The organism is Streptomyces sp. NRRL F-5650, assembly GCF_000721365.1.
GTDB lineage: Bacteria > Actinomycetota > Actinomycetes > Streptomycetales > Streptomycetaceae > Streptomyces > Streptomyces ardesiacus.
Map to the genome: position 1 here is coordinate 154,565 of NZ_JOGV01000007.1, position 24,801 is coordinate 179,365.

Below are 24,801 nucleotides of genomic sequence, written 5' to 3' on the forward strand. Positions count from 1 at the left end.
TCCACCTGCCCCGCTTGCGAAGCACCCGCCGGAAGCACCTTCGGTCAAAGTCCAGTGGCAATCGATCAGGATCCTTTGTCAGGGTCAGTGGGTGAAACGGAGACGATGCGCTGGACGCCGGCCGCCGGAACGAGGAACCGCGATGACTGCCCCTACGCCTGTGCCGCCCATCACCGAGCCGGATACCTCAGCCCGTACGTGCCCCGGCGACCAGATCGGCCCGTGTGCCGCATGCCGCCAGCCCACCCACAAGTACGGCTCCGGGGCTCGCTCACCGCTGTGCGAGTACTGCGACCCAAAGCCTTAGAGGTCGTTTTAACCTGGATTACCCGTTTATCCGGCGGTTTTCAGGCCCCCGGGTTGTGGTGCTCGTGCTGCTGGAGATGTGGAGTGAGTTTTGCTGGTCAGGTGGGGTGACAGGTGAGGCGGGAAGTGACTTGTGCCTGTCTCATCCCAGGACGCCCGGCCTTCGCGGATGCGCGCTTCCGTTGGTGTCGCTGTGCGCCTGGGCGCACTCGGTCCGCGGCGGTACGCCGGAAGCATGCCGACGCGACGCCCGTACAGCTCGATGAGCAGGGCGATGAGGGAGTGTCCGGACAGGACGGTCTGGACTCGGCCCTCCTTGATGTCCTCCACCGAGGGCGGGGTGCGGAAGTGGCTGTGGTCGACGGCCAGGGCGGCGAGCCACTCCCAGGTGTCGCGGTGCGCGATCAGTTCGGCGGAGGCCACACCGGCGGCCTTCAGCAGCAGGACGCCGTGGGCGACCTGCGGATCCTCCGCGTCGGCGGAGGCCTGCGGCGTGGCAGCAGAGGGCTGGCCAGCCGAGGTGCCGGTGCCCTGGTAGGCGGCCTCGATGGCGCGCTTCAGCAGGAGGTCCTGGTCCTCGCCGGACTCGGGCTGCGGCCGGTGCCCGGTGTTCTCCATGGTTCCCCCCTGGGAGTCGGTGTCGGTTGAGACGGACGGATGACCTTCGGCGCCGGCAGACAAGCCGTGGCCGGCCTCAGGTTCGGGCGGCTGCGCAGTCCCCTCGGGACGGGCCTGCGTACCCTCGCCGGACGTGTCACCTTTCCCCTCAGGCGGCGCGAAGGGACGCAGAAGGTCGACAAGGTCCAGGAGCTGCCGGAGCTCACCCCGCATGTCATTCAGGTCGCTGATCATCCGGTCCTGACGGCGACGGACCTCCCGGTTTTCCTCCCGCAATCCGGTGACGCCCGCCTGGAGCTGCTCCAGGATCTTCAGGCGGCTCTGCGTGACGTCACCGTGCAGTGCGGTCAGCCCGACCGTCGGGTCATCGAGACGATCGAGACGTGCGAGTTGCTGTCGTATCGCCTCCAGTTCCTTCATGGCGTCGCCGAACGCTTCTTTCCACCCCACGTGACCCCCTGATTACTCCGAGCATGCGACCGCCCATACCTCCCCACCGAGACCTGAGGTGACGCGACGGTTTCCAGCCCTTCCCCGGCCAGGACCCCTCTTACTACCTCTGCTCGCTATTCGTGCGCGATACGTACGGTAGAAGTACGCGAGATTTACGCTTCGTGGGGTAGAGTGTCGGTCAGGAGGTGTTCCATGTCCGAGTTGTTCGATGCAGTCGACGCGCTGGTCGCGTCCCGCTCTCCGCTGCCACCGGCGGAGGAGCGCAAACGGCTGCGGGTCGCGCACGGTCTGACGCTGGACGAAGTCGCCGGCGCACTGAAGGTGCGGCGGGCCACGGTGTCCGGCTGGGAGTCGGTGAAGAAGCCGACCGAGCCGCGCGGCCCGGAGCGTGAGGCGTACGCCCGGCTGCTGAGGCAGCTCGCGGAGCTCTACCCCGCCTCGGGGGAGTCGACCGCCCCGGTGCCAGCCACGTTCACCGGTGCGCCCGCCGCGGCGGAACCGCGGACTCTGTCCACAGGGGAGGCGTCCGAGGCTGCGGTCATGACTGCAACCGAGAACACCCAGGCCCCTGCCCCTGTCGCCGCTGCTCCGGCGGCCGCGCCGCGTCCGGCACGCACCACCAGGACGTCGTCGACGTCGCGCCGCCCGGGTGCGAAGAAGGCGGCCCCGGCCGGAACCCCGGCGGGCGGCACCGACCCTCGGTTCGAGAACGGCCCGCTCGCGGTCGTCGACGTCGAGGACGGGAAGGTGCTGGCGTACTGCACCGGCGGCCTGGTCCTGGACGTGCCCGCCAAGAGCATCCCGGCCCTGGTCGACTGGACGCTGCGCGAGGCCAAGCTCGGTCAGCCGAAGCTCGCCGGTCCAGGCAAGGACGCCGACCCGCTGATCGTGCTCACCGAAGCCGCCCTGGAGCGCTACGGCCTGCCCGTCACGCTCACGGAGGAGGAGAAGCACGCCGGGCGGATTCCGGAAGACCACAAGGTCATCAAGCAGCTCGCGCGCGCGGAGTGGAAGCTGACCAAGCGCGGCTTCGGACCGTGGGCACGGATCTACCGCCCCGCCACCGGCTCGGAGCGGGCCTGCGTGCAGCTCTGCATCCCCTCCTGGAACGCGCTCGACACGCGGCACTGGGGTGAGGCCGGGCAGCTCCCGCCGGCCGAACTCGCCCGCGTCCTGGGCGTGTACGCCTCCCGGGTCATGACACCGCGCGGATCGACCGCCGTGACCGGCCTGGAGCTGATGACCGCCCTGCACCCGCCGACGCGCGCCTCCGAGCCGGACGCCGACGGCAAGCGGCACTCCGAGCACAACCCCGGCTCGCTGGGCAAGGACGCCATCGACCCGATGAACTGGCCGCCGTGCGAGGTCCCCGACGGGCACCCCGTCCTCAAGGACCTTCCGCGGTTCCACGTGCGCGGCCCGGCGGAGAAGCTGTTCGAGGAGGCGTACGACTGGGCGCGGCCGATGACGGATGCGGAGTGCACCCTGCGCTTCTTGGTCGGCATCGACGTGAACATGGCGTTCGCGGCCGGCGCCAACGGCCTGAACGTCGGCCTCGGTGAGGCGACGCACATCAAGGCCCCCGCGTTCGACCCCAGGCTGCCCGGCTCGTGGCTGGTCGACCTCTCCCACGTCGACCTGTCCCGCGTGAAGGTCGGCAAGGAGTGGGTGGAGCTGGACGGCAGCCTGCTGCCCTCCCCGTTCACGCCGAAGGGCGAGCGCCCGGAAGGACCGGCCTGGTACGCGACGCCGACCGTGGCGTACGCGGTGGAGTTGGGCTACGAGATGCGCCCGCTTGAGGCGTGGGTGCGCTACGACAACGGCCGCTACCTGGATGGCTGGTACAACCGGCTCCGTGACGCCTACCTCGCCGCGATGGCCGACCTCGGCGTCCACGCGGACATGGAGCCGGCCGACTTCCTCGCCGCGATGGACGGCTACAAGGCCCGTGACCCGGAGCTGGCGATCGTCGTCTCGGCGATCAAGGCGACGGTCAAGGGCGGACTGGGCAAGCTGCGCGAGCGCCCGCGCGGGGAGGGCTGGCGGCCGGGCGAGCCGTGGCGCGCCCTGTCCCGCCCGACGTGGCGGCCGGACATCCGCGCGGCGGTCATCTCCCGCACCCGGATCAACCTGCACCGCAAGATCGTCAAGCACGCCGCGTTCACCGGCCAGTACCCCGTCGCGATCCTGTCGGACTGCGTCGTCTACGCCGCCGACGGCACGTCGCCGCTGGACTTCCTGCCCTACCGGGAGGGCAAGCCGCTGCCCGGCGGGTTCAAGCTCGGCATCAACCCCGGCCTGGTCAAGCACGAGGGCACCCAGACCGTCCTGTGGGGCGAGGAAGTCCGCGAGCGGTTCAACGCGCCGGAGCTCAACCTCGCCCGATACATCAAGGACGGCACCGTCACCGACGTCGACAACGGAGAGTAGGAGAGGGCGACGATGAGCCTGTTCGGGGACGGCCTGGAGGCCGCGGTGCAGAAGGCGTTCACCCGCCCCGCACCCAAGAGCGCGGGTGCGCAGATGCGGTACCTGGTCAAGCAGCTCAAGGGCACGAATGCGGTCGCCCAGATGCTGCGCATCTCCCAGCGCACCGTCGAGCGGTACGTGAAGGACCAGATCAAGAAGCCCCGCCCCGACCTCGCCGCGCGCCTGGAGCGCGAGGTGAAGAAGCGGTGGCAGCCGCAGATCCGGGCCAAGGCCCGGCAGAAGGCGGCTACCACCGGCGGCATCGTCATCGACACCCGCGCCCGCATGGGCTACACCGCGCCGATCGGGTCGACGGACCAGGACCGCATCCGGCACCTGACCGTCGCCCTGCCTCCGCAGTACGCCGCCCGCCTCTTCGACGCGCAGGAGGCCGGCGCCACCGACCAGCAGCTCCAGGAGATCGCGGCCGAAGCGCTCAAGGAGGTGTACTTCCAGGACGGCGGCCGCCGCGCCGGCTCCCTGGAGGAGGTGCGCTTCACGGACATCGAGCACCTCGAGTTCGAGCTGTAGCAGCCGCACCCCGAACAGCCCGCGAGCCCGGACCGCATCGGTCCGGGCTCGCTCGCGTATCCGCGGGGGTCGGTGACCGTCAGCTCTGAAGGTGTCCTGTCGCACTGAAGCTGTCGGATTCACACTGTGTCGCATGCGGTGCGTGTCGGTTCTCATCCAATCGAGACATCCGCTCGGGCTGGAGTGCCGGCGTCGGCTCATATCCGGTGGACTACGCTGTGCGGCTATGAATACCGGGACGGCCTTGCGCCACACACGGATCGGTGACCCGGTGCTCTTCTGAGCGCCGTACGGGCCGGTTTGGGCCCGCTGTTTGACCGAGGCTCCTGCGCTGCTGCGCGGGCTCCGCCTCCGTCGTGTTGATCACAGACTCTGCACATCAACCACGACAGGAGCATTCATGCCCACCAAGACGCTTCGGATTCCCACCGCGGACGGCCAGGCCGACGCCTTCGCCGCCTTCCCCGACCACAGTGAGCGGCACCCAGGGGTGCTGATGTACGCGGACGGCTTCGGCATCCGGCCCGTGCTGCGGGAGATGGCCCGCGAACTGGCCGGGCACGGCTACTACGTACTCGTCCCCAACTTCTTCTACCGCCACGGCCCGGCACCGCTGGTGGAACTTCCCGATTACATCGGAGAAGAGGTCCGGCCCGCGGTCTTCGCCCAGCTGATGCCCTTGATCGAGGCGCACACCGCCGAACGTGTCCTGAGCGACGCCGACGCCTACCTCAGGTTCCTCACCACCCAGCCCGAGGTCGGCGCCGGACCGGTCGCGGTGACCGGCTATTGCATAGGTGGCCTCTACGCCATGCGCACCGCCGCGGCCCACACCGACCATGTGGCGGCCGTCGCCGCGTTCCATGGCCCCGTGGGTGTCGATGGGGCCAGCCTCTTCTCCAAGCTCACCGCCCAGGTCCACCTCGGCCACGCCGAAGGCGACATGACACCTGAGGCCCTCGGCGAGCTCAACCAGGCCCTGGACGCGGCAGGTGTGGACTACACCTCCGAGATCTACCCCGACACCATCCACGGCTTCACCATGTCCGACACCGATGCTTTCAGCGCCTCCGGGCTGAAGCGCCACTGGGATCGCCTGCTCCCCCTCCTGGACCGAACCCTGGCCAACAGTTGAGGCTCCAGCCCGGAAATCAAGGCTGAGACAGCCGAGACCAACAGGTGGCATGGCGGGCCACACCGATGTCTCCATGGCCGTGGCCCGCCTCTATCGCCAACGAGACTTCCGTAAAAGCCAGGTCGCTTGAGAACCCCGAACCTCCGCAGTCGCAAACGACCTGGCATCCCAGCTCGTCAGCGGCCCACCATCTGACAGCCGCAGTGCGACAGGACAGAAGGGGATGCGCTGCGAGCCACTCGTGCGGGTGAGACGCCGTGTCGCCGCACCAGGGTGCTCCGCCTGGCCGGAACACTGGCCAGGTCAGAGGCCCACGCATCGAAGGATCCCACCATGGCGGAAGAACTGTATGCGACGTTGAAGACCAACAAGGGTGACATCGAGATCCGGCTGCTGCCGAACCACGCCCCCAAGACTGTCAAGAACTTCGTCGAACTCGCCAAGGGCGAGCGGCAGTGGATCGACCCGAACACGGGTGAGCCGAGCGATGCACCGCTGTACGACGGCACGGTCTTCCACAGGGTCATCCAGGGCTTCATGATCCAGGGCGGCGACCCTATGGGCAACGGGACCGGCGGCCCCGGCTACAAGTTCGGCGACGAGATCCACCCGAACCTGGCCTTCACCAAGCCCTACCTGCTGGCCATGGCCAACTCCGGGCCCGGCACCAACGGCTCCCAGTTCTTCATCACCGTCGGACCAACCACGTGGCTCAACGGCAAACACACCATCTTCGGTGAGGTCACCGACGCCGCCAGCCAGAGAGTCGTCGACGCCATCGCCAACGTCGAGACCGCCCGCAATGACCGCCCCCTCGAGGACATCGTGATCGAGAAGGTCGTCATCGATACCCACTGACACCCCCACCAACGATGCGGCTCGCTTGTCGAAGCCGACAGCCGAACGTGCCGTCGCTACGCCCGGGGCAAGGCGGTGGCGCACATGGTGGTCCCGACCTTGCCCCGCCCGGGCGCTGCGGGATAGGAAACGGGGAAACAGTGCAGGTGCCCCAGAGGGTGACAGCGTGGAGCCGGTGACAACTGTCGTGCTTTCGACGCCGCTGATGACAAGCAGTGTGCCGACCTGGTGACAACCACCGTGCCTCACCATCCCGACATTGCAGGCCAATGCCCCCGACGGTGACAACTATCAGGCTTCGGCACAGTCGGATGCTCATGCACGCGTGCGTGTTCAACGCCGCCCTCGCGTCGGCGGTTACGGTTCGCCGAAGCCGTGCTCGAAGCCCTTGAGGACGGGGTCCAGTTCCGCAGCCGCGCTACACAGCGAGCACAACCGGACCCCCGGCTGCTCGGCTGCGTCCAGCGCCCGGTCCAGCGGCAACACCGGCGCTCCGGCCGGCGCCTCTTCACAGTCCACGGCGTGCACGACACCGCCCCCGCGGCCGCCGGCCTTCGCCAGCACCCAGCCTGATGGCCGCCGCGGCCCCAGCGCTTCCTGGACTGGCGAGGGCGGCTTCAAGTACTCGGTGGGCACGGCGTCGTACGAGGCGCCGTCCACGGGCCGCACGTGGTCCGGAGCGCGGACCCAGACGCGGTACTCGGCAGGCTCCACCGAGTCCCCGTACTGGTGAAGCAGCAGTATTCGAGAGCTGCGGTATTCGTGGCTCGATGGCTGGTATTAAGTCGGCCGCTGCCATGCCTGGGCTATCTCCGAAGGCACTGCATGTCGGCGCACGCCTGAGGTTTCACTGCTCCGGCGCCCGAGGTGGATGGCTGTTCGGCCAACTCTGGCGCTGACGTCTCGCAGGGCGCGCTGCTGCACTCGGGTGCTCGCTGCGTCGAGCCCAAGGGAGATCATGAAGACCGCCGCCGCGTCACCGGAGATCATCAGCACACCGTTGAGGATCGGGGCTTTCCGCCGGTTCGCGTCGGCTAGTCTCATCTCGGCGACCGGGTCTGCGATTGCCCCTCTCGCACTGGCCTACTCCGTCATTCAGCAGGGTGGAGGAGCTGGATCTCTCGGCCTGGTCCTCGCCACGAACACCGTCCCCACGATCGTGTTTCTGCTCATGGGCGGCCTCTTCGCCGACCGCTTGTCCCGAAGCCGGCTCCTCTTCGTCGGGAACTTACTGGCCGCAGGTGCACAGGGTGCCCTGGCCGTCACCGTGGTCACGGGACATGCGACGACTGCGTCGATTGCGGCGTGCGGCTTCGTCTCGGGAACGGCGGCGTCGTTCATCGTTCCAGCCACGCAAGGTGCCGTCGCGCAGATCGTTCCCGAAGAGCACCTGCAGCAGGCCAACGCGCTGCTTAGGCTCCCGAGCAACGCAGTGAGGGTGCTGGGGCCGGTCGCTGGCGGATTCGTCGTCGCCGCGAGCGGCGCGGCTTGGGCACTGGCCTGGGACGCGTTCACGTTCGCCGTCGCGGCTGTCCTGCTTCTTGGCCTGCGCCTGGAAACCCCGCCCACTACGCCCGCCGGCGTCCTGGCCGATCTGCGGGCAGGCTGGACAGGCTTTTGGTCCCGTACCTGGCTGTGGACCTATACCGCCGCCGGCACAGTCCTCGTCGCCGCCTGGTTGGCGGGCTTCCAGCTTCTTGGCCCCCTTGTTGCCGCGCGGCAGTACGCCGGAGCACGTGACTGGGGTCTGATCCAGGCCGCCTTTGCCTCCGGCCTACTGGCGGGAACCCTCGTATGCCTTCGCTGGAAGCCGTACCGGCTGCTCACCGTCGCGGTGATCACGGCCGGCGCCCTCGCGCTCCCACTGGCGGCCATGGCCTGCAGTCTGTCTCTGCCACTCGTTCTGGTGGCCGCCTTGTTGGCAGGTATCGGACTCGATGTCGCGATCGTTGCCTGGAACACCGCATTCCAACAGCATGTGCCCCAGGTCGAACAGGGCCGCATGAGTGCGTTCAACGGCGTCGGGGAACGCCTGGCCATCCCCCTCGGCTACCTCATCACCGCCCTCGCCGCCCACTCGTGGAACAGCCAGGCAGTCCTCCTGGCCTGCGCCGCAATGATCACGGTCGCGACCGTTCTCAACCTCTGCGTCCCGGACGTATACCGTGTCAACCGGCTCACCCCGAGCCATCAGTCGAGAGCATCGCATGACGATCGCGAGGTAGAGCAGGCGTAGCGGACGTTCCGACTGGTGGAGGAGCAGTTCCGAGGGTCGCTATTCGTCGGAGACCATGCGGGCTGAGAGGTAGGCACTCCAGTCGTCTTTGGCATAGTTCGCCCATCTCTGAGCTGTGTTGGGGTGTATGCCGAAGAGGTCAGCGACCACGATGGGCGGAAGGTCGGTAACCGCCTCGATCATGGCCGTGTTGCGGGCGGAGAGGACTGGCAGCCCGAACTGGTTCAACAGGTTATGTGTGCCGACCACGTTCCGCTCCCTGGGCGGCGTCAACGCCTACCAGCTCGCGGCCTGGTTACCCGCACTTGTGGACGTACTCATCGTCGAGGACCGGCGCCGAGGTCGATGACGACTTGTCCTTCAGCCTGGCCTGGCCGCACCGGGCACCGACCCGGGCCGAACTGTTGGAAGGACTCGGCACCTCGGCGCGATACCTCATAGGTGCCGTCCGTGAGTATCCCGATGGATGGGGCCTTGCCTTCGACCCCAAGGATATGAATGCCTCGCAGCAGGAGCTCAACGGGGACCACTGGAACGACTGGCTCTCCAGCGCCTGCCCAGCCTTGCTTGTCCGCGGCAGCCGGAGCACAGAGCTCAGCGCGGAGCACGCGAAGGACATGGCGACGCGGCGCCCCCATACCCAGCTCATGGAACTTCCCGCCGGACACACCGTCCACGAGACCGTCCCAGACGAGTTCGCCGTAGCTGTCAACGAGTTCCTCGGTTCGCTGTGAACCTACCCGAATGAGACCTTCATCCGGTAACCCTCTGTAACGGACCACAAAACCTGAGCCAGAACCCGTTCTCGTGAACAAAGCCAACCGGGGCACTGGCCTGATCATCCCTCACCGCCGTGGCCCCGGCCGGGCCGAACTACCAAGTTGGAAAGAGGAACACAACGCCTCTCACCGCAAGGTCAGGGCCCGCGTCGAGCACGCCTTCGCCCGGATGAAGAGCTGGAAGATCCTCCGTGACTGCCGCTTGAAGGGCCACGGCGTTCACCACGCCATGCTCGGCATCGCCCGCCTCCACAATGTCACCATCACCGGCTGAACCGAGCAGGCAGGTCAGCAAGCACGACCGTGATCAATTGCGGGACAACGCTTAGCAGCGCCCGGGTCGGCAACTGTTACGCCCACTTCATGCCCAGCTTCCGCAGTGCGTCCAGCTGTTCCGCAGTGAGCTTGTCCCGCCTCGATTTGGTGTTGGAGACCCATACGCCCAGTTGCGACCTCTCGGCTTGGGGTCGGTAGTGGTGAGAGTCGGTGGTGCTGGTCTGGTGGTGTGCTGTGTGGGCGCTGGTCAGTGAGGTGTTGGGGCGGGATCGGCACTGTCATGAGGTGAGAGATTGATGGGTGGGATCGCTGTCGTGGGGCTTTATCGCATGGCATCTGATGCTGTCTCAGGTTCGTGAGTCCTTATGCGCTGACGTGGGCTGGGCAGGTGTGATCGTGGGGTGGATCAGGGTGTAGGAGCCGGCCGTGGGGCTGTGCTGCCGAGGGGGTTGGTGGTGCGTCGTCTGCTGGAGAGGCAGCAGGCGGGGGAGCTGTCGACGCGGCATGTGCGTGCGGTCGCTGAGACGGTGGGTGTTTCGGAGCGTACGGTCTGGCGCTGGCTGGAGCAGGCGAAGGCGACGGGGCGGGCGGAGGCGCCGGTCCGGCAGGGATACGCGGTGTCGGACGAGGTGTGGGAGCTGCTGGGTGAGGCGGGGGCAATGTCTCGGAGCTGAGGCGTCGGCTGGTGGCTGCCGGCGGTGAGGTGCCAATTCCGTCGATGTCGACGTTGAGCCGGGTGATCCGCAGGGACCGACGGGCGGGGCGGGCTTTGCTGACCGGGCGGGAGCCTGAGGTGGCCGGGCCGCGCAGGCCGGATCCCCTCAGCGAGCTGGGCCTGAACGTGGTGGCCGAGAAGGGCGTCGGTGGGCAGGTGTTTCTGCGGGAGCAGAAGCACCTGGCGCAGGTCCCGGTCCTGGTCCCGGATGCCCAGGTGGTGCACACGCCTGCCGTTCGGTCGGTGCTGCGGACGGTCGCGCACGCGGCCGCGGTCGGGGCGGTGGTGTGTCTGTACGGCGACGCCGGCCAGGGCAAGACGGTCGCGTTGCAGTACGCCCTTTCCCAGTTGCCGCACCCGGCCCGGGTCCGTCGGGTCCATGTCGGTGTGCACCCGACGGTTCCGGAATTGCGCCGGGTTCTCGCGGATGCCCTGGAGCTGGGCAGGCGTCTGCCGCGTGGGGCGGGGGAGGCCGACCTGATGCTGGTGAACGCGTTGAGGCAGCCCCGCGTGCTGGTACTGGACGAGGCACAGCGCCTCCCGGGGCCGGCGCTGGAGTTTCTGCGCGGGCTGTGGGACCACCCGGACACGGACACGGCACTCGTGCTGGCGGGCGCGGGCAGCGAACGGGCGCTGCGCCGGGTGCCCGCGCTGGCCTCTCGGGTGCTGACCTGGGAATTGGTGCCGCGCCTCAGCCCGCGCGAGGTGGCAACCGTCATGGCTGCCTTCCACCCGCTATGGGAGGACGTCAGCGAGGACGATGTCGTGTGGGTGGACGAGCATGTGGGCCACGGCAATTTCCGGACCTGGGCGAAGCTGACCTCGCACCTGACCGCCGAGCTCTACGGCAGGAGCCGTGCGGTGGTGGACCGCCGGATGCTGGAGCGGGCCTGCGCACGGCTCATGGGGCCGCTGTGACCGGCGCGGCGGCCGGGCCGGAAGAGGGAACTCCCCGCTCCGGCGTGCGCGGGGACGGTCCGGACACGCGGGGAGGTCTTCCTTCTTCCTCCTTGTCGGCGCTGCGCGGCCCTGCCGTGCGCCGGCTGCTCGCCCTGCGGCAGGAACAGGAACTGACGACCCGACATGTACGGATGATGGCTCAGTCGTTGGAAGTGACCGAGCGCACGGTGTGGCGGTGGCTGGCCGCTGCCGAGCATGACGAGTCCGCGGCCGCGGAGCCCGGGGCGCGGGCCCAGACCCGGGACCGCTTCACTGTCACCCCGGAAGTACGCCACCTGCTCGCGTTGTGGAAGGGCAACGTCGCGGCGGTGCATCGTGAGCTGACGGCCCGCGCTGCCCGCCAGTCCCCTCCGGCGGCTCCGCCGCCGTCGCTGCCCACCTTGCACCGCGCGATCCAGCGGGATCTGACGCCGGGGGAGCGGGCCGGGCTCGCGGGAGGAGAGCGCGCGGCGCGCAAGCATGATGTGTTCCTGGCCCGGCCGCGCCCCTGGCGGAACAAGGTGTGGGAGACCGACCACGTACAGGCCCCGGTTCTGGTCGAGGTCGACGGCAAGCCCCGCAGGCCGTGGATCACCTGGTTCACCGACTGCGCCACCAACGCGATCACCGGCGTCGCGGTCACGTCTGGGCCTCCGTCGCGGGAGTCGGTGCTGGCCGCGCTGCGCTCCGCGGTCCTGCGCGAGGACCCCTACGGCCCGTTCGGCGGGCTGCCCGAGAAAGTGCGGGTGGACCGCGGCAAAGACTTCCTGTCGAGGACGGTGACCGCCGCGTTCGATCTCCTCGACGTCACCGTGGAGGACCTGCCCGCCTACACCCCTCACCTCAAGGGCACGGTGGAGGGCCTGAACCGGGCGGTGGAGAGCATGTTCCTGGCCGCGCTGCCCGGCTACGCCCGCCAGCCACGCCCGGGCAAACGGGCTTCCCGGCCGAAGAAGGACGAGGTGCTGCTCGGCTTCGAGGACTTCACCGCTCGGCTGCTGGAGTGGACACGGTGGTGGAACACCGAGCACTGCCCCGCACCGCTACGGGGCAAGACCCCACTCCAGACATGGCAGGACGATTCCACTCCGCTGCGGGACGTGCCAGCCACGGACCTGTGGACGTTCACTCTCGAAGACGCCGGCACCCGCACGTTGACCACCCGCGGTATCCGCTTCAGGAAACGTGACTACGTGGGGGCGTGGATGACCGGTCAGGCCGGGATCCTGGTCCGGGTCCGTTTCATGCCCCACCACGACCACCGCATCGAGGTCGACGACGCCGCCACCGGCCGCTACCTCGGTCCTGCGGACCTGGCTGACCAGGCAACCGAAGAACAACTCCGCGCCGTACGGCGGGCACGGTCTGCCCGTGCCCGCCGTCTGAAGAAGGATCTCGAAGCTTCCCAGCGGGAGCGTTACGCCGCCGTCACCCAGGCCGAGGCACCTCAGCGGCTCGGCGCGCTGACCACCGCGCAGGCCGAGGCCGAACTCGCCTAGAATGCCGACTCCGACCTCGCGCAGCTCGCGATGCCAGACCTCATCCCGCACGCCGCGCCCCCGGCCGACTGGCGCACTCCGGCTTCCCTGGCCGCGCTGACCACGCCAGGCCCGCCCGTCCGGCAGCCGTATGGACGTGACGGTGCTTCCGCCCCGGACGGCCGCGATGGGCGGGCCGCACCTCCCACCACCGATGAAGACGGAGACACCTCGTGACCGCGGCCACCTACCAGTACGTCGACCTGCCCGACGCCTCCGTGGTCACCACCCGCGCCCTGCTCACCGCCCGGGAGAACATCACCGACACCGTCGCCGCCCGCGCCATGATGTGCATCCACGGCGGCGCCGGCTTCGGCAAGACCCTCGCCGTCAACACCTGCCTGCGCGAACTCGAACCCGGCGAGGACGTCCGCAAGATCACCTTCCGTGCCCGGCCCACCGCCCGCGCAGTGCGCTACGAACTGTTCACCGCCCTCGACCTGGCCGACGAGCCACCGCGCCACCCCAGCGAATTCGACCGCCTGCTGAAAACGGCCCTGGCCGAACGCCCCCGCACCTTCCTCGTCGACGAGGCCCAGTGGCTCAACGGTGAGGCCTTCGAATACTTCCGCTACCTCTGGGACGAACCCTCAACCCAGCTCGCCATCATTTTCGTCGGTGGCGCGGGCTGCCACACCGTACTGCGCCGCGAACCGATGCTCTCCTCCCGTGTCTTCATCTGGCAGCAGTTCACCCGCCTCACACCCAACGAGGTCCTCGAGGTCATCCCTCTGTTCCACTCCATCTGGGCCGACGCCGACCCCGAGGATATCGCCTTCGCCGACAGCCACGCCGCGCACGGCAACTTCCGCGCCTGGGCCCAGCTGACCGCCCACACCCGCACCGCCCTGGCCCGCACCGGCCGCCCCCGCGTCGACCAGGAGCTGCTGCGCTGGGCCTTCAGCCGCCTCGCCTGACCACACCACCCATGCCTCCTATCCCGCCGCTGCCGTCCGTCACCGTGGTCATCGACCGTCACGACGATGCGCTCCACACGCACACCGCCCTGGCCGCCCACCACCCGTCGTCCGGCCGGATCACCCTGCACCCCGGCCCGGGCACCACCAGCGAAACCGGCCTCGCCCACGACCTACTCGCCGCCCTGGGCAAACCGCCTCTGCTCCCAGGCCGCTTTCTCGGCGGCCGCCAGCCCGCCTGGGAAGCCGCCACTGCCTGGCTGACCGCCCTGCCCGTCACCCGGCTGACCGTCCTGCGCGCTCACCGCCTCACCGCCCGCCGCACGATGCGCCTCCTGCAACTACAGGCCCGCACCAGTATCCACCTCACCCTGGTCTGCCACCGCCCTCACCTTCCCGCCGCTCTGCACCAGGCCCTACGGACGGCCGACTACTCCCTCACCGCCGACATCGAAGCTGCCCGCCGCCACTACTACGGCACGCCTACCGCCGAACCCCCGCCCCCAGGCGAGACCGCCGCGCCGGCCAGCCGGTGGCTCACCCTGCCGGCACTTGACCGCCTTGTCTCCTACGACAGCCCCCGCCCCTGCGCCGAGCCGTGCACGCCACCGCCGATCGCCTGGCGGCACCGGCCACCGCCCGTGCCTCTCACCGCGCCCACCGCGCAGCGCGTCGCCCACCAACTGCATGCGGCTACCGCACATCCTCGCCTGGCCGCGGCCGTCGCCGCCGCGCTGTTCACCGGCGCCTCCCTCCAGCAACTCGCCACCGCACGCCCTCGCGACTACGACGACGCCGCGGCCACACTCGCCCTGCACGACCGAGCCCGCTACACCGACGGCTGCGCCGCCTACCCCGTACCACCCTGGGCGGGCATCTACCTGAGGGCCGCGGCCTGCTTCACCCGGCTCGTATCCGGCGAAGACCAGGAGATGCTCGCCGCGCCCGGTGACCGTGCGCACCTGCTGCGCGTAGCGGAGACGGCCAAACTGCGCCCGCCACAGCCGCCCACAGCCCGCCGCAAAGGCCCGGTCGGACCTGTGGAGTGGGACTGGCGCGAGCGGCAGGAAGCCGAGAGGTACGAAGCGATACCGGCCAGGCGCGCCAGGCCGTCGCAACGCTGACCACCCTGCAGTGCTCGCTTGATGGGCCGGGCTCAGCCGATCGAGAAGTCGGCGAACTCGACGTCGCTGAAAGCCACGTGCAGGCCGTGGGCCCGGCGGCCCCACTCGCGAAAGTAGGCGTGTCCCAGCGCACGGGCGAGTATCACCGTCTGCTGCTGCTCGCCCGCGCCGGCATCCCGGGCGGCGAACAGCTCCCGGGCTACCTCTCCCGGCAGGTCCTGGGTGATCCACCGCACCCGCGGATCGTCCGAGGACCCCGCAGGAGCCGTGAACCCGAATCGCGCACGGGTATGGAAGACGAAGCCATCCGCCTCTGCCTGGGCACGCCGACGGGCCCGTACCCGGGGCTGCCACCGAGCCAGAACCGCTTCCTCGATCGCCCGGACCTGCAACAGACCCGGCGGACGACGTGCCTCGGCTCTCTTTGACACCCACCGCTGCACAGTGCGCTGCGAGACCCCCAGCATCGTGGCCACCTTCCGAGTGGAACCCCGGTTCCTCGCCAGCAGAAAACGTAGGCGGGCGTCAGTGCTTGAGGGAATGGGCCGGGTGCGCAACGCGCGCTCCAGTCCCTGCTCGATCTGTCCCACGTCCGTCTCCCCAAGCGACCAGCCCGCACGGCCGGAGCCCCCACAGTCCGTAGCGTCAGTTCTCCCGCATCGCCCGCCCCTGCCTGCCAGTTTCTGCATTCTCGGGACAGCGCCGGATGACGCAGGCTACGAGCCCCTCGGGGGCACCGGCGACAAGCTGGCGGCGGGCGTCAGGACGGACGTCGCCGGCACCCCGGTGCTGTCCTTCGGCACCGAGTCCCACCAAGGTATGAGGCCGAAAGGTCCCGCCGGAGAGGCCTGGACTGTCCGGATGCCGCACCCATCCAGGCGGTGTGATCCTGCCCGGGGGTCCGGGGCTTGCCAGGCGGAGCCGGAGAGGGACGGCGTGCCGGGCAAGACCTCACGTTCCCCGGGCTGTTGTCGGTGGGATGCGTGAGACTGCCAAGGTGCTGAATGGTCTCCTCTTCGCGCTCACTCCGTGGCTGGTCTTGGTCGCAATGGCTCTGTTCCTCTTTCCTGGACCAGTTCAGCGCTGGGGAACGGCGTCCGTGGAGCGTTTCGAGCGATTGCGTGCCGACTCGGCAGTGCGCCGGGCTGCTCCGCTCCTGACGCAGATGCTGCTGCTCCCGCCACGAATACGAAACCGGGTCGATGACCACGGATTGGCCCCCGGGTACGTCGTGCGGTGGTGGCATGCCCGTCCCCTGGCGGGGCCGCTCAAGATCCTCCGATTCATGCTGCTGCTGTACATCATGGGGCACGTCGACGATGTGGCCGACTGGGAGAAGCTGCGGTGGAGTGCGGACCCGGGACCCCACCCCGGTGTGATGCAGGCACTGCTCAGCAGCTTCGTGGCCATGCCAGCGACGGTTGCTACCTGGGACTCCTCCACGATCAGCAGAGTGTCGGCGCTCTTGCTCGTGGCCTTGATCCTGATCGCCGAGGTGCGGTTTATCAAGCGCGTGAACCTGACCGGCTCCGGCAGAGGCGCGACGGCTGCCGCCTACGACCTGGAGGTCCTCACCGGCCGCGCGGACGGGGAGAGCGCGCTCGTGGAGGACCGGCGCTGCTGGCCGGTCGTTGCCCTGCTGACGGTCGCGGCCCAGTGCGCCGCGGTTCTGCGGCGCTGGGAGGAAACCCAGCCGGACTGCCAGATCCCACGCGTGTCCGTGCAGCCGGTGGAGCACGCCATCTGGAGGGCCCACCGCACCCGCCGCGCCAGAGCCAGACGACACAACGAACGGCAGTTCAAGGCCCATGCCGCCCTGGTGGTGGGCGCACTACGAAGGGCCGAAGCGCAGCAGGACTCCAAGCCGGACCGCGCCCTGGAAGACCTCACCGTGATGCTCCTGACCATCGCCGAACGCTACGCCGAGGGCCGTGTCGATGACCTTCTCGACGCAGACCAACTCGCAGGCGTGACTCCAGCCGCACCGAGGGAGCGTTTGCGGGGGGTCGTGGTGGGGCTCACGGTCGTGCTGGTGATGGCCGGCGCAGCCTTCCTCGGGTTGCCTGATGCTGCCCTTATTCCTCTACTGCCGGTGGTGGTCCTCTTCGTCGCAGTCGTTGTCAACCGTGGGCGGATGCCAACGCCGGGGCAGCTCACCGATCTGATCATCCCCCGGTGAGGCGGAGCACCTCACCGACCAGCCCTCCGACGTGTGGCAGACCCTGGTCGACCTCTACAACGTCGATGCCGTCACGATGCGCCGGGATGTCGGCAACCGGGCAGTCACCAACATGCTGTCGAAGAAGCCGGAGACGCTGCCCCGCACTTGATCACTCACGGATACTCGACGACGTCCGGGTCTGCCGCCTCTCCGCCGAGGGCACCAGCCACGTCCACAGCTTCGCCGGCCTGTACGCGGCACTGTTCCCCGGGATCCGCCGGCCCATCCGGTCCACGAACCGCGACAGTTCCAAGGCCCGCGCCACGACAGGCGTGGAGACGTTCACCGCACCGAGCGCCTCGCCGTGCCCCAACCGTTCCTGGGACTGAACCGAACCGCGGCCGCAGAGCAGAAGACCATCGTGCCGATCCCCTGAGCCCGACCTATGCGCTCACGCTGAGCGCGGCCTCCCTGTCGGCGGGCTTCCTCGATGCGCTCCTTTCCGCCGACGACCTGGACTGGTGAACCAGACGAGGGTGGTGTCCGGAGCGAGCGCGCTCAGGCCGGGTGGCAGGCCCCTGACAGCGTCGGCGGGCAGTTGGTGATCACCACGTCGAAATGAGAATGTGCCGGAGCAACTGCTGCTCGAAATCGGGAAGCCCGCGTTGCATCCGACCCGTAAGATCCGGAACATGGGGGCGCAAATCGCCAAAGAGCACCATCTGGTCCCGAAGTTTTGGCTGCGGGCCTTCGCTGAGGAAGGGCACTTCACCGGACTTCACCGCGACGGACGGGAACACCGGACACCGGTCAAGAGCGCGGCCAAGGCCAGGAACTTTAACACCGACCCGCTGGTCCAGGGCATGCAGCGGGTCGCCCTGGAGACGTATCTTGCGGAGAAGGTCGACCATCATGCCGCGCCCGTGGTGCGCGCAGTGCGCAGCGGGACCTGGCCATTGGCCGCAGAGCGTCTGCAGGTCCTGCGACGGACGCTGGCCTGGCAATTGGTGCGCACGCAGATGTTCCGGTCCTGAAACGCGCAGGTGGGCGCGCACCTGGCACCGGTGGTGTGGGCACACGAGGTCATCTCGCTGTACCAGCGCCGGCTGGGACGGATGCTGACGGATCAAGAGGGCGTAGCGGTCTTTTGGGACGCGTATCACCGGGCCCCCGATCCCCAGCTCTTCAACGATGACCGCTGGCATCTCCGTGCACCCATTCAAGGGCTGAGCTTCGCGATGGACTATCTGGGCGCCCCAGAGCGGCACTTGGTTCTGGTGCAGGCCGAGGCCCCCTGCCTGATCCTGGGAGACACCGGTGTCGTCATCCGCCGTACCAGCGGCACGTACAGCATTGCGCCACCTCTGCTCGGCGCGGCTACCGAGCTGTTCGCTCCGGTGTCCCCCACGCATCTGTTGATCTCCACCCGGACACCCGAGCGATATCAGGACGGCGTCCTTACTGCGGCACTCGCCCGTCAAGCCAATAAGGGCGCGGCGGCATGGTGCCAGAATGCCGTTTACCGCCTCACCTCCATGAGGTCGCCCCGATACCTGCGGCTGGCGCCGGAGCCTCCCGCGATCCCGGCTCCGCGGATTGCGGCAGCCCCATCGACTGGCCGAGAACAAGGCAGCGGCGCCCGTCGACCCGAGCTACAGGACCCGGAGCTGCTGGCCTTGCTGTCGCAATTCAGCGCCCCGACGTAAGGCACCTTGTCCGTTCGGGTCCACTCTGCGGAGGTCCGGCGCGCAGTGCGATCCCGGCCGCGCTGCGCGGCCGGGTCCTGTACAGGTCTGTGGTCGGGCTGCGCTGGTCGACCACGACCTGGCCCTGCCCCCTGACGCGCCGAACAGCGGCAGCTCCTGGACGTCGATGTCCGCGCGGATGCGGTGTGGACGGGCTGAATGCCGCCATCGGCAAGGAAGTTCGCAGTGTTCCACTCCGGAACAGTTGGAGCGGAGGGTGCGCGCTGGTTCCTGAGTTGGTCTGGTGCTCACCATGAATCACAGGAGCCGTATCGCGGGCGACGCCGACGGCGACTCCATCACGACGTGGGGCTGCACCAGATGGACATCGAGTGTGCGCTGCGCCCCCCCCGGCGCTGAAAGACCACCCGGTCCAGGGATGTGTGCCCGTCGGCGGGGCCAGCTAGTCGGATAGGGCACAGCCGGTACTTCGGGAGAGCGCGGTGCTGCGACCGACCTACTGCAGGCGGCCCGCGGCGTCATAGCGCCCTAGCCAGGCCGGGACGGCTTGCCTCTTCTGGCCGGCTGGGCCCGCTTGCTTCATTCGCTCTGCGGCCGACGTCGTTGCGCGACCCTCCTTGACCGCCGGGAGTTAGATGCGGCCAGCCGGGAGCGGAGACGACAGCCCTTGTTGTGTTCCGCATGCCGTCCAGATGTCAGTGCTCCTCACTACTCTTCGGAGGACGATGGAGCGGAGGGGACTGACGTGGCAAACAAGGACATAGACCATCGAGCGATCGAGAAGCATGTGAAGGAGATCAACAAGGCGTATCAGCGCGCCGCGCGGAAGTACCCGGTCACCGTGCCGGTCACCGGCAAAGGCTTCTCGATCTCCTCCAGCATCACGGGAGTGGGAATCGAGCAGGATCCCCAGTTGGTCCGGCTGTTGATCTGGCTGGGCGAGCAACCCTACAACGGGTTCGCAGAACAGAGCGCCTACGCTGACCTGGCAGGAGTGTCCCCGGAAGACGTCAACGTGCTAGCTCACGTCTTGGAGCGAGACGGCTTGATCGATTCGATGGGCGCCTTCGGCGAGGACGATGCCTACCGAGTGACCGACGACGGGAGGGTAGAGCTCAGGCGGCTCGCCCAACTGCGCAGTGACCCCGCCGCCCGGCACCGCTACGCCACCGACGCGTTCCTACGCTGGCTCTACACCACAGCCCACGACCAGCGCCCCACCGACGCAGTCGCCTTCCTTACGACACCGGAATCCCACTTCGCGGGAGACGAGCTGTCCGGCACCGAACTGCACTACGCTTTGGCACGCCTCACCCACTCCGGACTCGTCGAGGACGCCGGCACCGACCCCAAGACCGTCGCCATCACCATCGACGGCATCGACTGCGTACTTTCTGGAGCCACCGTGAGCGACTACCTCAACCGAACCCGCCCCGGCGACTACTACAGCATCAACGGCACGAACATCGTTGCTGGCTCACAGGGCAAGGTCGAGCAGCACAACCACAACAACGCCTTCGACCCCAGCGCCATGCGCGAGTTCGCGGCACTGGTCCAGCAGCTCGCTCCCACCTTCGGTGCTGAACCCGCGCAGCAAGCCGAACTCATCCGCGACGCCGAAGTCCTCGCGGAAGAAGCCGACAGCGAGACACCCCAGCCCGGCCGCATCCGCGCCGCCTTCGACACCGTGATGGGCGGACTTGCGCAGATCGGCCCGGCATCCGCCGGGCTTACCGCCGCGGTTCAGTACGGCCAACAGGCCTTCGGCGCGGTCTTCGGCGGGTAGCCCTGCCCCCCCCGGCGCGGACCGAGTGGCTCGCCTTCTGCGGCGCGCACCGCCGCAGGGGCCGCGCAGAGAGGACGGGAGCGAGGGCGCGGGACCCTCGCTCGGTCTGCGCGTGACCTCGCACCCTGACACCAACCGTACGCATCGCGTACGGACTGCGTACGCGGATTGCCCTACGCAGTCCGTACTGCCCTACACAGTCCGTACGCCGGTCGAACGCGCGGGATGCGCCTGACTCCGGCTGGCCCTCACCCACCTGCAGCGAGGATCTGCCTAACCGGGCAGCCCCAGGCCGCGCCGGATGCGCCAGGCTCGATTGGGGCGAGTCCGCACGCCCGGAAAAACGTCCCTCGGCCAGCCGTATCGTCGCCGTCCTGGGGGGCCAGGGCAAGGAAGGTGCGGCCAGCCTGCTGGGCCCGGCGGGCGATCTCGGTGATGAGGGTGCGACCGACTCCATGACGGCGGTGGGTATCCGCGACGGCCATCGCCAGAATCCATGCCTGCTCTCCGGGATGGTCCGGCCGCCCCTCGCCGCGGCCGAAGTCGCAGTCGAGTTGAAACTCGGCGGCCGCGATGACGGATTCGTGGAGCTCGGCCACGATGACGTGCAGACCTTCGGGGCTGTAAGACCCGCCGATTCCCAGACCGTTCGAATCGAGCAGTTCCCCCACCGCCTGATAGTCGGACCAGGTGATGTCACGGATCAGCAGCATCTTCCGAGTATCCCAAGGCCCCAATGCGGGCGGCTTGTTCAGGCCCAGTCGACGCCCAGTTCCCGTAGGACGTCGACTTGCTCGGCGGTGAGTTTGTCGCGTCTGGCGCGGGTGTTCGATAGCCATACGCCCAGGCGTACAGACACCGGCGCGGCTTCGCCGTCGACCGTGATCTGTTCTGCGTGGGCCCGGGGGACTGGCCGTTGCCCTTCCCGCTCGACCCACTGCGCCAAGGCCGCCAGGCCCCGCTGGAACGCCGCCTGTGCCTTGCTCGGCCCCTTCGCCGCGCACTTGGCCGCTGCGGCGGGAGGAAGCGTCTGGGCGGGTTGCACGCCCAGCTTCGACAGCCGCTCCTGCTGCTCGGGCAGGAGCGGCGCCCAGGTGCCCGGGTTCTTCTGCCGCTGGAGCCACCGTCCGATGTCATCGCCCTCGAACAGCACCCCGGGCTGGATCTCGGGCAGGCTGCCGTCGGCGTCGACCAGGTCCGCCAGGACCCGGTAGTGCCGCTGCCAGTCCAGCGGCCACGGGCAGTTCCAGTCCGGGTCGATCTCCGTCAGCTGCGCCGCGCGCACGGCGGCCCGCTCCGCGTCCTTGCCCAGGCCGCCCTTCCGGCGCAGGTTCGCCATGTGCTGCCCGACCGGGACCATCGCCTCGTCCTCGCCCCACACCGCGTCCTGACGCGGCGCGAGGTGCCCCATGGCCCGCCGGTAGGACCGCAGCGCGGCGAGCTTGTTCTCCCACGCCTCCTCGCTCGGCTCCCAGACCATCCCGGCCTCCGGCAAGTCGAGCAGTTCCTTGCGCCGTTCCTCCAGTTCCCCGGCCCGCAGGGCCTTCCGCTGCTGGTGGACCCATCGGCCAAGCGGAAACGCCTTCGTCGCCCCGACCTCGACCTCGACGTCGTAGGGCACGGCGTAGAGGCCGGTGATCTCGTTCTCCGCCCGCCACCGCAGCAGGGCCTGGTAGCCCTCCAGCCACACCAGCGACTCCGGCCGGTAGACCCGGGTGCGAAGGAACGCGGCGATGGTCGCGGCGTCGCGCGGGCTGGAGAAGTGGAGCAGGGCCGCTTCGGCGGCGGCCTGGGTGTCGTCGTCCTCCTGGTCCTCGCCGTCGCCCTCGCCGCCGGCCCCGACGATCCGCCCCTCTTCGTCACGCCGGACGTGGACCTTGCGCTTCCCGCTCGTGAGCGCGCGGGAAGCGAGCTGTTCGACCAGACGTTCGTCATGCGAGCGCAGGCCCTGGAGGACCGCTACCAGGGGGCGGAAGCTGGCACTGGCGACCATGTCCTGCGGGTCCTCGCCGGGCTCCAGGAACACCGGCACGATGATCCTGGCCACCTTCGTGGAGCCGTCGCGGTTGAGCCGGAGGGCCCGGCCGATGTTCTGCACGATCTCGACCTGGGAGCCGCGGGTGTCGGCGAAGCAGATCGAGTCGACTCCCCGTTCGCCGGTGATGTCGACGCCTTCCCCGAGCACGCGGCAACTGGCGAGGAACGCCCGGTGGACGCGCCGGCCCGCGGCATCGATGCCGTTGGCGAACTGCCGCAGCGCCTCACGCCGTTCGGACACGAGGTGGTCGCCGCACAGCCACGCCGACCAGACGCGGTCCGGCGGGACATGGCGGCCGGCCTCCAGCTCGTAGAACTCCGCGTCGATCGACGACGCAGGGAGCTTGTCGGCGGCGGCCAGGTCCTCGTCGGACGCGTCGTTCATGTACAGCTCGGCCGCGGTCTCCGGCAGCTTCTCCGCAAACGCGGCGGCCTCCTCCACCTTCTGGTGGAACGTCATGACCGTACGGAGATTGTGCGCGGCGGCGTGCTCCAGGAGCGCGGTCTGCAGCAGCGCCAGACGCCGGCCCCGCCGCGCCTCCTCCGACTCCCCGAGAACGGGGGAGGGGTCGCGGATCTCCAGGACGTCGATCTCGAACCCGGCGAGGATCTCGCGCTCGATCGCCTCCGACAGGCCCAGCTCGGCGATCCACGCGCCGTAGGTGCCCTCCGGGTCGTCGGCCATGGTCGCGATCTCCGCCTCCTGGCCGTGCGCTCCCTTCTGCGGCCGGGGAGCGGCGAGGATGCGCGGGGTCGCGGTCAGGTAGAGCCGGAAGGACGCCGGGATTCGGGCGTTGTCGTGGATCGCCGCCCACGGGCGACCAAGATCACCGGCGGTTCCGTGGGCCTCGTCCACGATGGCGAGGTCGAAGCCGTCCATGCGCTGGCCATAGAGCCGCTCCCCGCCCGCCAGAGCGGCCTCCAGCGGCCCGCGAACCTTCCGCTGGCCCTCGGGAGCGTCGACGTCCTCACGGTCCACGAGAGAGGCGTACGTGGCGAACACGACGACCGGCCCGTGCCCGGCCCACAGTGCGAGCTGGATCGGGTTCGTGGTGGTGCGCACCCACAGCTCGTTCAGCACCGCGTCGTTCTCCAGCGAGTACACCGCGACCATCGGGGCGGTGTGGCCCACCAGGCGCCACGCCTGGGCCGTCTGCGCGAGCAGATCCAGGGTCGGCACGGTAACGAGGATCCGGCCGTCCGCGAACGACTCCAGCGCGCACGCGGCAGCCGTGATCGTCTTGCCCGAACCAGTCGCTGACACGATTGTGCCCCGGGCACCCTGCGGGGGCACAGATGACCTTGCAGGGAATCCCACCCACTTACGAAACGCGGAGCGCTGATCGACCTGGTGTTCCCGAAGCTGAATATCATTCATTTGTCTGCCTCTCGGAGCGGAATTAGCAAACTCTTAAATCTGCTGAATACCGTCTTCTTGCTCTCGTCGGCGACGCTGCTCTGCGAAGCTGACGCGGCCAGCCAAGTGACAGTTTGCGCACGAGCAGTCGCACTCGTCTGGTTCCGGTACACCTGGGGGGCGCGTAGCCGATCCGATCTTGATGCCACCGGTGATTTTGGGCGAACGCGCTACGGGTTTGGTGCCCGGCACGTTCCAGGGCTGTGCCAGTACTTCCATAAGGGCGGTGAAGGCCGCGATCGGGTCGGTGGCCTCGTTACGGCTGTACCAGAGCAGTTTGTCGCCGGGCATAGCCCAGGGCCGAGGGTTTCCTGCCAGAGGGTTGCACCACATCAGGTGTCCTCGGTCGAGGACAGTTACGAAGTTGGGCCAGACCTCAGGAGACCGAGAGACAGCCCATTCCTCGATCTTTGACGCGATGGCGGATAGGGAGAGCTTGCTCGTATAGGCGACGATGCCGCCTGAGACGGGGACGTACGGGAAGACCTGGCCGTGGAGTCGCACGTCCAACTGCACCGCTGGGTTGATGGAGGCCCGGGGAGCATTTTGGAGAGTGAAGAGATGATCGAGAGCTTCCCTCAACTTGGGCGAGTCGAGAGTGCTCTTGATCTCAAGTGCACTGTGTACGGTCTGCGGATCGACCACCGTGTGTCGACCGCTGGTCGAGACGATGTGCGGAGGTACCAGGGGGTCTGTGACGACTGTGATTCCGAGGTTCGTAGTTGGTGTGGTGAGGGTGGCTTGAGCTGGGGTGTTGTGGATTCCTTGATAACAGTCCCGGTGCTTGCGGGACGCTGGAG

Annotated in this window: 20 protein-coding genes and 3 pseudogenes; 16 read left to right on the forward strand and 7 right to left on the reverse strand. The window is 68.6% G+C overall.

The genetic code is table 11. The features are described 5' to 3' along the window. Positions 1-333 precede the first annotated feature (333 nt). Complete coding sequence (locus tag IG88_RS43315) at positions 334-1,344, reverse strand: hypothetical protein (protein WP_158853875.1); 1,011 nt, start codon at positions 1,342-1,344, stop codon at positions 334-336. A 225-nt stretch (positions 1,345-1,569) separates the two neighbouring features. On the opposite strand from IG88_RS43315, the gene tap reads away from it, so the two are divergent. The 4 genes from tap to IG88_RS0109680 all read left to right on the forward strand — a co-directional run bounded on the left by tap (position 1,570) and on the right by IG88_RS0109680 (position 6,370). Beyond that, on the forward strand, positions 1,570-3,807 hold the full coding sequence (gene tap, locus IG88_RS0109665) for a telomere-associated protein Tap (protein WP_031037480.1): 2,238 nt from the start codon (positions 1,570-1,572) through the stop codon (positions 3,805-3,807). Between the two features lie 12 nt (positions 3,808-3,819). Then, on the forward strand, positions 3,820-4,377 hold the full coding sequence (gene tpg / locus IG88_RS0109670; RefSeq protein ID WP_031037483.1) for a telomere-protecting terminal protein Tpg: 558 nt from the start codon (positions 3,820-3,822) through the stop codon (positions 4,375-4,377). A 400-nt stretch (positions 4,378-4,777) separates the two neighbouring features. Then, a complete protein-coding gene (locus IG88_RS0109675; RefSeq protein WP_031037486.1) occupies positions 4,778-5,512 on the forward strand; it encodes a dienelactone hydrolase family protein in 735 nt (244 codons plus the stop codon). 333 nt (positions 5,513-5,845) lie between these two features. After that, positions 5,846-6,370, forward strand: coding sequence for a peptidylprolyl isomerase (locus IG88_RS0109680; protein ID WP_031037490.1), 525 nt, complete (start codon positions 5,846-5,848; stop codon positions 6,368-6,370). Positions 6,371-6,727: 357 nt separating this feature from the next. Here the strand turns inward: IG88_RS0109680 and IG88_RS0109685 are convergent. Further along, positions 6,728-7,093: pseudogene (locus IG88_RS0109685) on the reverse strand (DUF6233 domain-containing protein); the annotation flags it as partial. 235 nt (positions 7,094-7,328) lie between these two features. Between IG88_RS0109685 and IG88_RS0109690 the strand changes: the two are divergent. Next, positions 7,329-8,606: an MFS transporter gene (locus IG88_RS0109690; RefSeq protein WP_051851857.1), complete on the forward strand. Its 1,278-nt coding sequence runs from the start codon at positions 7,329-7,331 to the stop codon at positions 8,604-8,606. A gap of 39 nt (positions 8,607-8,645) precedes the next feature. Here IG88_RS0109690 and IG88_RS0109695 read toward each other — a convergent pair whose 3' ends face one another. Then, positions 8,646-8,855 (reverse strand): hypothetical protein, encoded by a 210-nt coding sequence (locus tag IG88_RS0109695; protein WP_051851858.1) that lies wholly within the window; start codon positions 8,853-8,855, stop codon positions 8,646-8,648. Between the two features lie 104 nt (positions 8,856-8,959). On the opposite strand from IG88_RS0109695, the gene IG88_RS38540 reads away from it, so the two are divergent. The 7 genes and pseudogenes from IG88_RS38540 to IG88_RS0109725 all read left to right on the forward strand — a co-directional run bounded on the left by IG88_RS38540 (position 8,960) and on the right by IG88_RS0109725 (position 14,894). Continuing rightward, complete coding sequence (locus tag IG88_RS38540; RefSeq protein WP_158853878.1) at positions 8,960-9,340, forward strand: alpha/beta fold hydrolase; 381 nt, start codon at positions 8,960-8,962, stop codon at positions 9,338-9,340. A gap of 91 nt (positions 9,341-9,431) precedes the next feature. Further along, a pseudogene (locus IG88_RS41045) lies at positions 9,432-9,659 on the forward strand (transposase family protein); the annotation flags it as partial. Positions 9,660-10,116: 457 nt separating this feature from the next. Continuing rightward, on the forward strand, positions 10,117-10,335 hold the full coding sequence (locus IG88_RS45280; protein ID WP_367523414.1) for a helix-turn-helix domain-containing protein: 219 nt from the start codon (positions 10,117-10,119) through the stop codon (positions 10,333-10,335). Between the two features lie 119 nt (positions 10,336-10,454). Then, positions 10,455-11,294 carry an ATP-binding protein gene (locus tag IG88_RS38545; RefSeq protein WP_158853881.1) on the forward strand — a complete coding sequence of 280 codons (840 nt, stop codon included), beginning with the start codon at positions 10,455-10,457 and terminating at the stop codon, positions 11,292-11,294. A gap of 116 nt (positions 11,295-11,410) precedes the next feature. Continuing rightward, positions 11,411-13,030, forward strand: a pseudogene (locus IG88_RS38550) (transposase). Beyond that, positions 13,027-13,770, forward strand: coding sequence for an ATP-binding protein (locus IG88_RS40610; RefSeq protein WP_031037506.1), 744 nt, complete (start codon positions 13,027-13,029; stop codon positions 13,768-13,770). The pseudogene IG88_RS38550 and the gene IG88_RS40610 overlap by 4 nt, the downstream one beginning before the upstream one ends. 11 nt (positions 13,771-13,781) lie before the next feature. Further along, positions 13,782-14,894, forward strand: coding sequence for a hypothetical protein (locus IG88_RS0109725; protein ID WP_234332102.1), 1,113 nt, complete (start codon positions 13,782-13,784; stop codon positions 14,892-14,894). Positions 14,895-14,926: 32 nt separating this feature from the next. Here the strand turns inward: IG88_RS0109725 and tpg (IG88_RS45285) are convergent, their stop codons facing one another. Next, positions 14,927-15,583: a telomere-protecting terminal protein Tpg gene (gene tpg / locus IG88_RS45285; RefSeq protein ID WP_078861451.1), complete on the reverse strand. Its 657-nt coding sequence runs from the start codon at positions 15,581-15,583 to the stop codon at positions 14,927-14,929. Between the two features lie 596 nt (positions 15,584-16,179). Between tpg (IG88_RS45285) and IG88_RS44215 the strand changes: the two genes are divergently transcribed. The 4 genes from IG88_RS44215 (at position 16,180) to IG88_RS0109760 (ending at position 20,547) form a co-directional block, all read left to right on the forward strand. Further along, positions 16,180-17,073 carry a hypothetical protein gene (locus IG88_RS44215; RefSeq protein ID WP_234332104.1) on the forward strand — a complete coding sequence of 298 codons (894 nt, stop codon included), beginning with the start codon at positions 16,180-16,182 and terminating at the stop codon, positions 17,071-17,073. 608 nt (positions 17,074-17,681) lie between these two features. Next, the gene (locus IG88_RS0109750; protein ID WP_031037518.1) at positions 17,682-18,089 is read left to right on the forward strand and encodes a DUF4238 domain-containing protein; all 408 of its coding nucleotides are present in this window, start codon (positions 17,682-17,684) and stop codon (positions 18,087-18,089) included. Positions 18,090-18,098: 9 nt separating this feature from the next. Continuing rightward, entirely contained in the window at positions 18,099-18,761 is a 663-nt protein-coding gene (locus tag IG88_RS0109755; RefSeq protein ID WP_031037521.1) for a hypothetical protein, read from the forward strand. Between the two features lie 745 nt (positions 18,762-19,506). Next, on the forward strand, positions 19,507-20,547 hold the full coding sequence (locus IG88_RS0109760) for a helix-turn-helix domain-containing protein (protein ID WP_031037524.1): 1,041 nt from the start codon (positions 19,507-19,509) through the stop codon (positions 20,545-20,547). A gap of 248 nt (positions 20,548-20,795) precedes the next feature. Here the strand turns inward: IG88_RS0109760 and IG88_RS40205 are convergent, their stop codons facing one another. The 3 genes from IG88_RS40205 to IG88_RS44220 all read right to left on the reverse strand — a co-directional run. After that, entirely contained in the window at positions 20,796-21,260 is a 465-nt protein-coding gene (locus IG88_RS40205) for a GNAT family N-acetyltransferase (protein WP_031037527.1), read from the reverse strand. A 38-nt stretch (positions 21,261-21,298) separates the two neighbouring features. Then, positions 21,299-23,962, reverse strand: coding sequence for a DEAD/DEAH box helicase (locus tag IG88_RS0109770; protein ID WP_031037531.1), 2,664 nt, complete (start codon positions 23,960-23,962; stop codon positions 21,299-21,301). A gap of 33 nt (positions 23,963-23,995) precedes the next feature. Next, positions 23,996-24,801 (reverse strand): hypothetical protein (locus IG88_RS44220; RefSeq protein WP_234332106.1); only part of this gene is annotated, 806 nt, incomplete at its 5' end.

What these genes read in the sequence shown, in the direction of transcription:
- IG88_RS0109680 (WP_031037490.1), top strand. Translation starts at nt 5,846, where the DNA reads ATGGCGGAAGAACTGTATGCGACGTTGAAGACCAACAAGGGTGACATC.
- IG88_RS40205 (WP_031037527.1), bottom strand. Translation starts at nt 21,260, where the DNA reads ATGCTGCTGATCCGTGACATCACCTGGTCCGACTATCAGGCGGTGGGG.
- tap (WP_031037480.1), top strand. Translation starts at nt 1,570, where the DNA reads ATGTCCGAGTTGTTCGATGCAGTCGACGCGCTGGTCGCGTCCCGCTCT.
- IG88_RS44215 (WP_234332104.1), top strand. Translation starts at nt 16,180, where the DNA reads ATGCTGCTGCTGTACATCATGGGGCACGTCGACGATGTGGCCGACTGG.
- tpg (WP_078861451.1), bottom strand. Translation starts at nt 15,583, where the DNA reads ATGCAGAAACTGGCAGGCAGGGGCGGGCGATGCGGGAGAACTGACGCT.
- IG88_RS0109725 (WP_234332102.1), top strand. Translation starts at nt 13,782, where the DNA reads ATGCCTCCTATCCCGCCGCTGCCGTCCGTCACCGTGGTCATCGACCGT.
- IG88_RS43315 (WP_158853875.1), bottom strand. Translation starts at nt 1,344, where the DNA reads ATGAAGGAACTGGAGGCGATACGACAGCAACTCGCACGTCTCGATCGT.
- IG88_RS0109690 (WP_051851857.1), top strand. Translation starts at nt 7,329, where the DNA reads ATGAAGACCGCCGCCGCGTCACCGGAGATCATCAGCACACCGTTGAGG.
- IG88_RS0109770 (WP_031037531.1), bottom strand. Translation starts at nt 23,962, where the DNA reads ATGAATGATATTCAGCTTCGGGAACACCAGGTCGATCAGCGCTCCGCG.
- tpg (WP_031037483.1), top strand. Translation starts at nt 3,820, where the DNA reads ATGAGCCTGTTCGGGGACGGCCTGGAGGCCGCGGTGCAGAAGGCGTTC.
- IG88_RS0109675 (WP_031037486.1), top strand. Translation starts at nt 4,778, where the DNA reads ATGCCCACCAAGACGCTTCGGATTCCCACCGCGGACGGCCAGGCCGAC.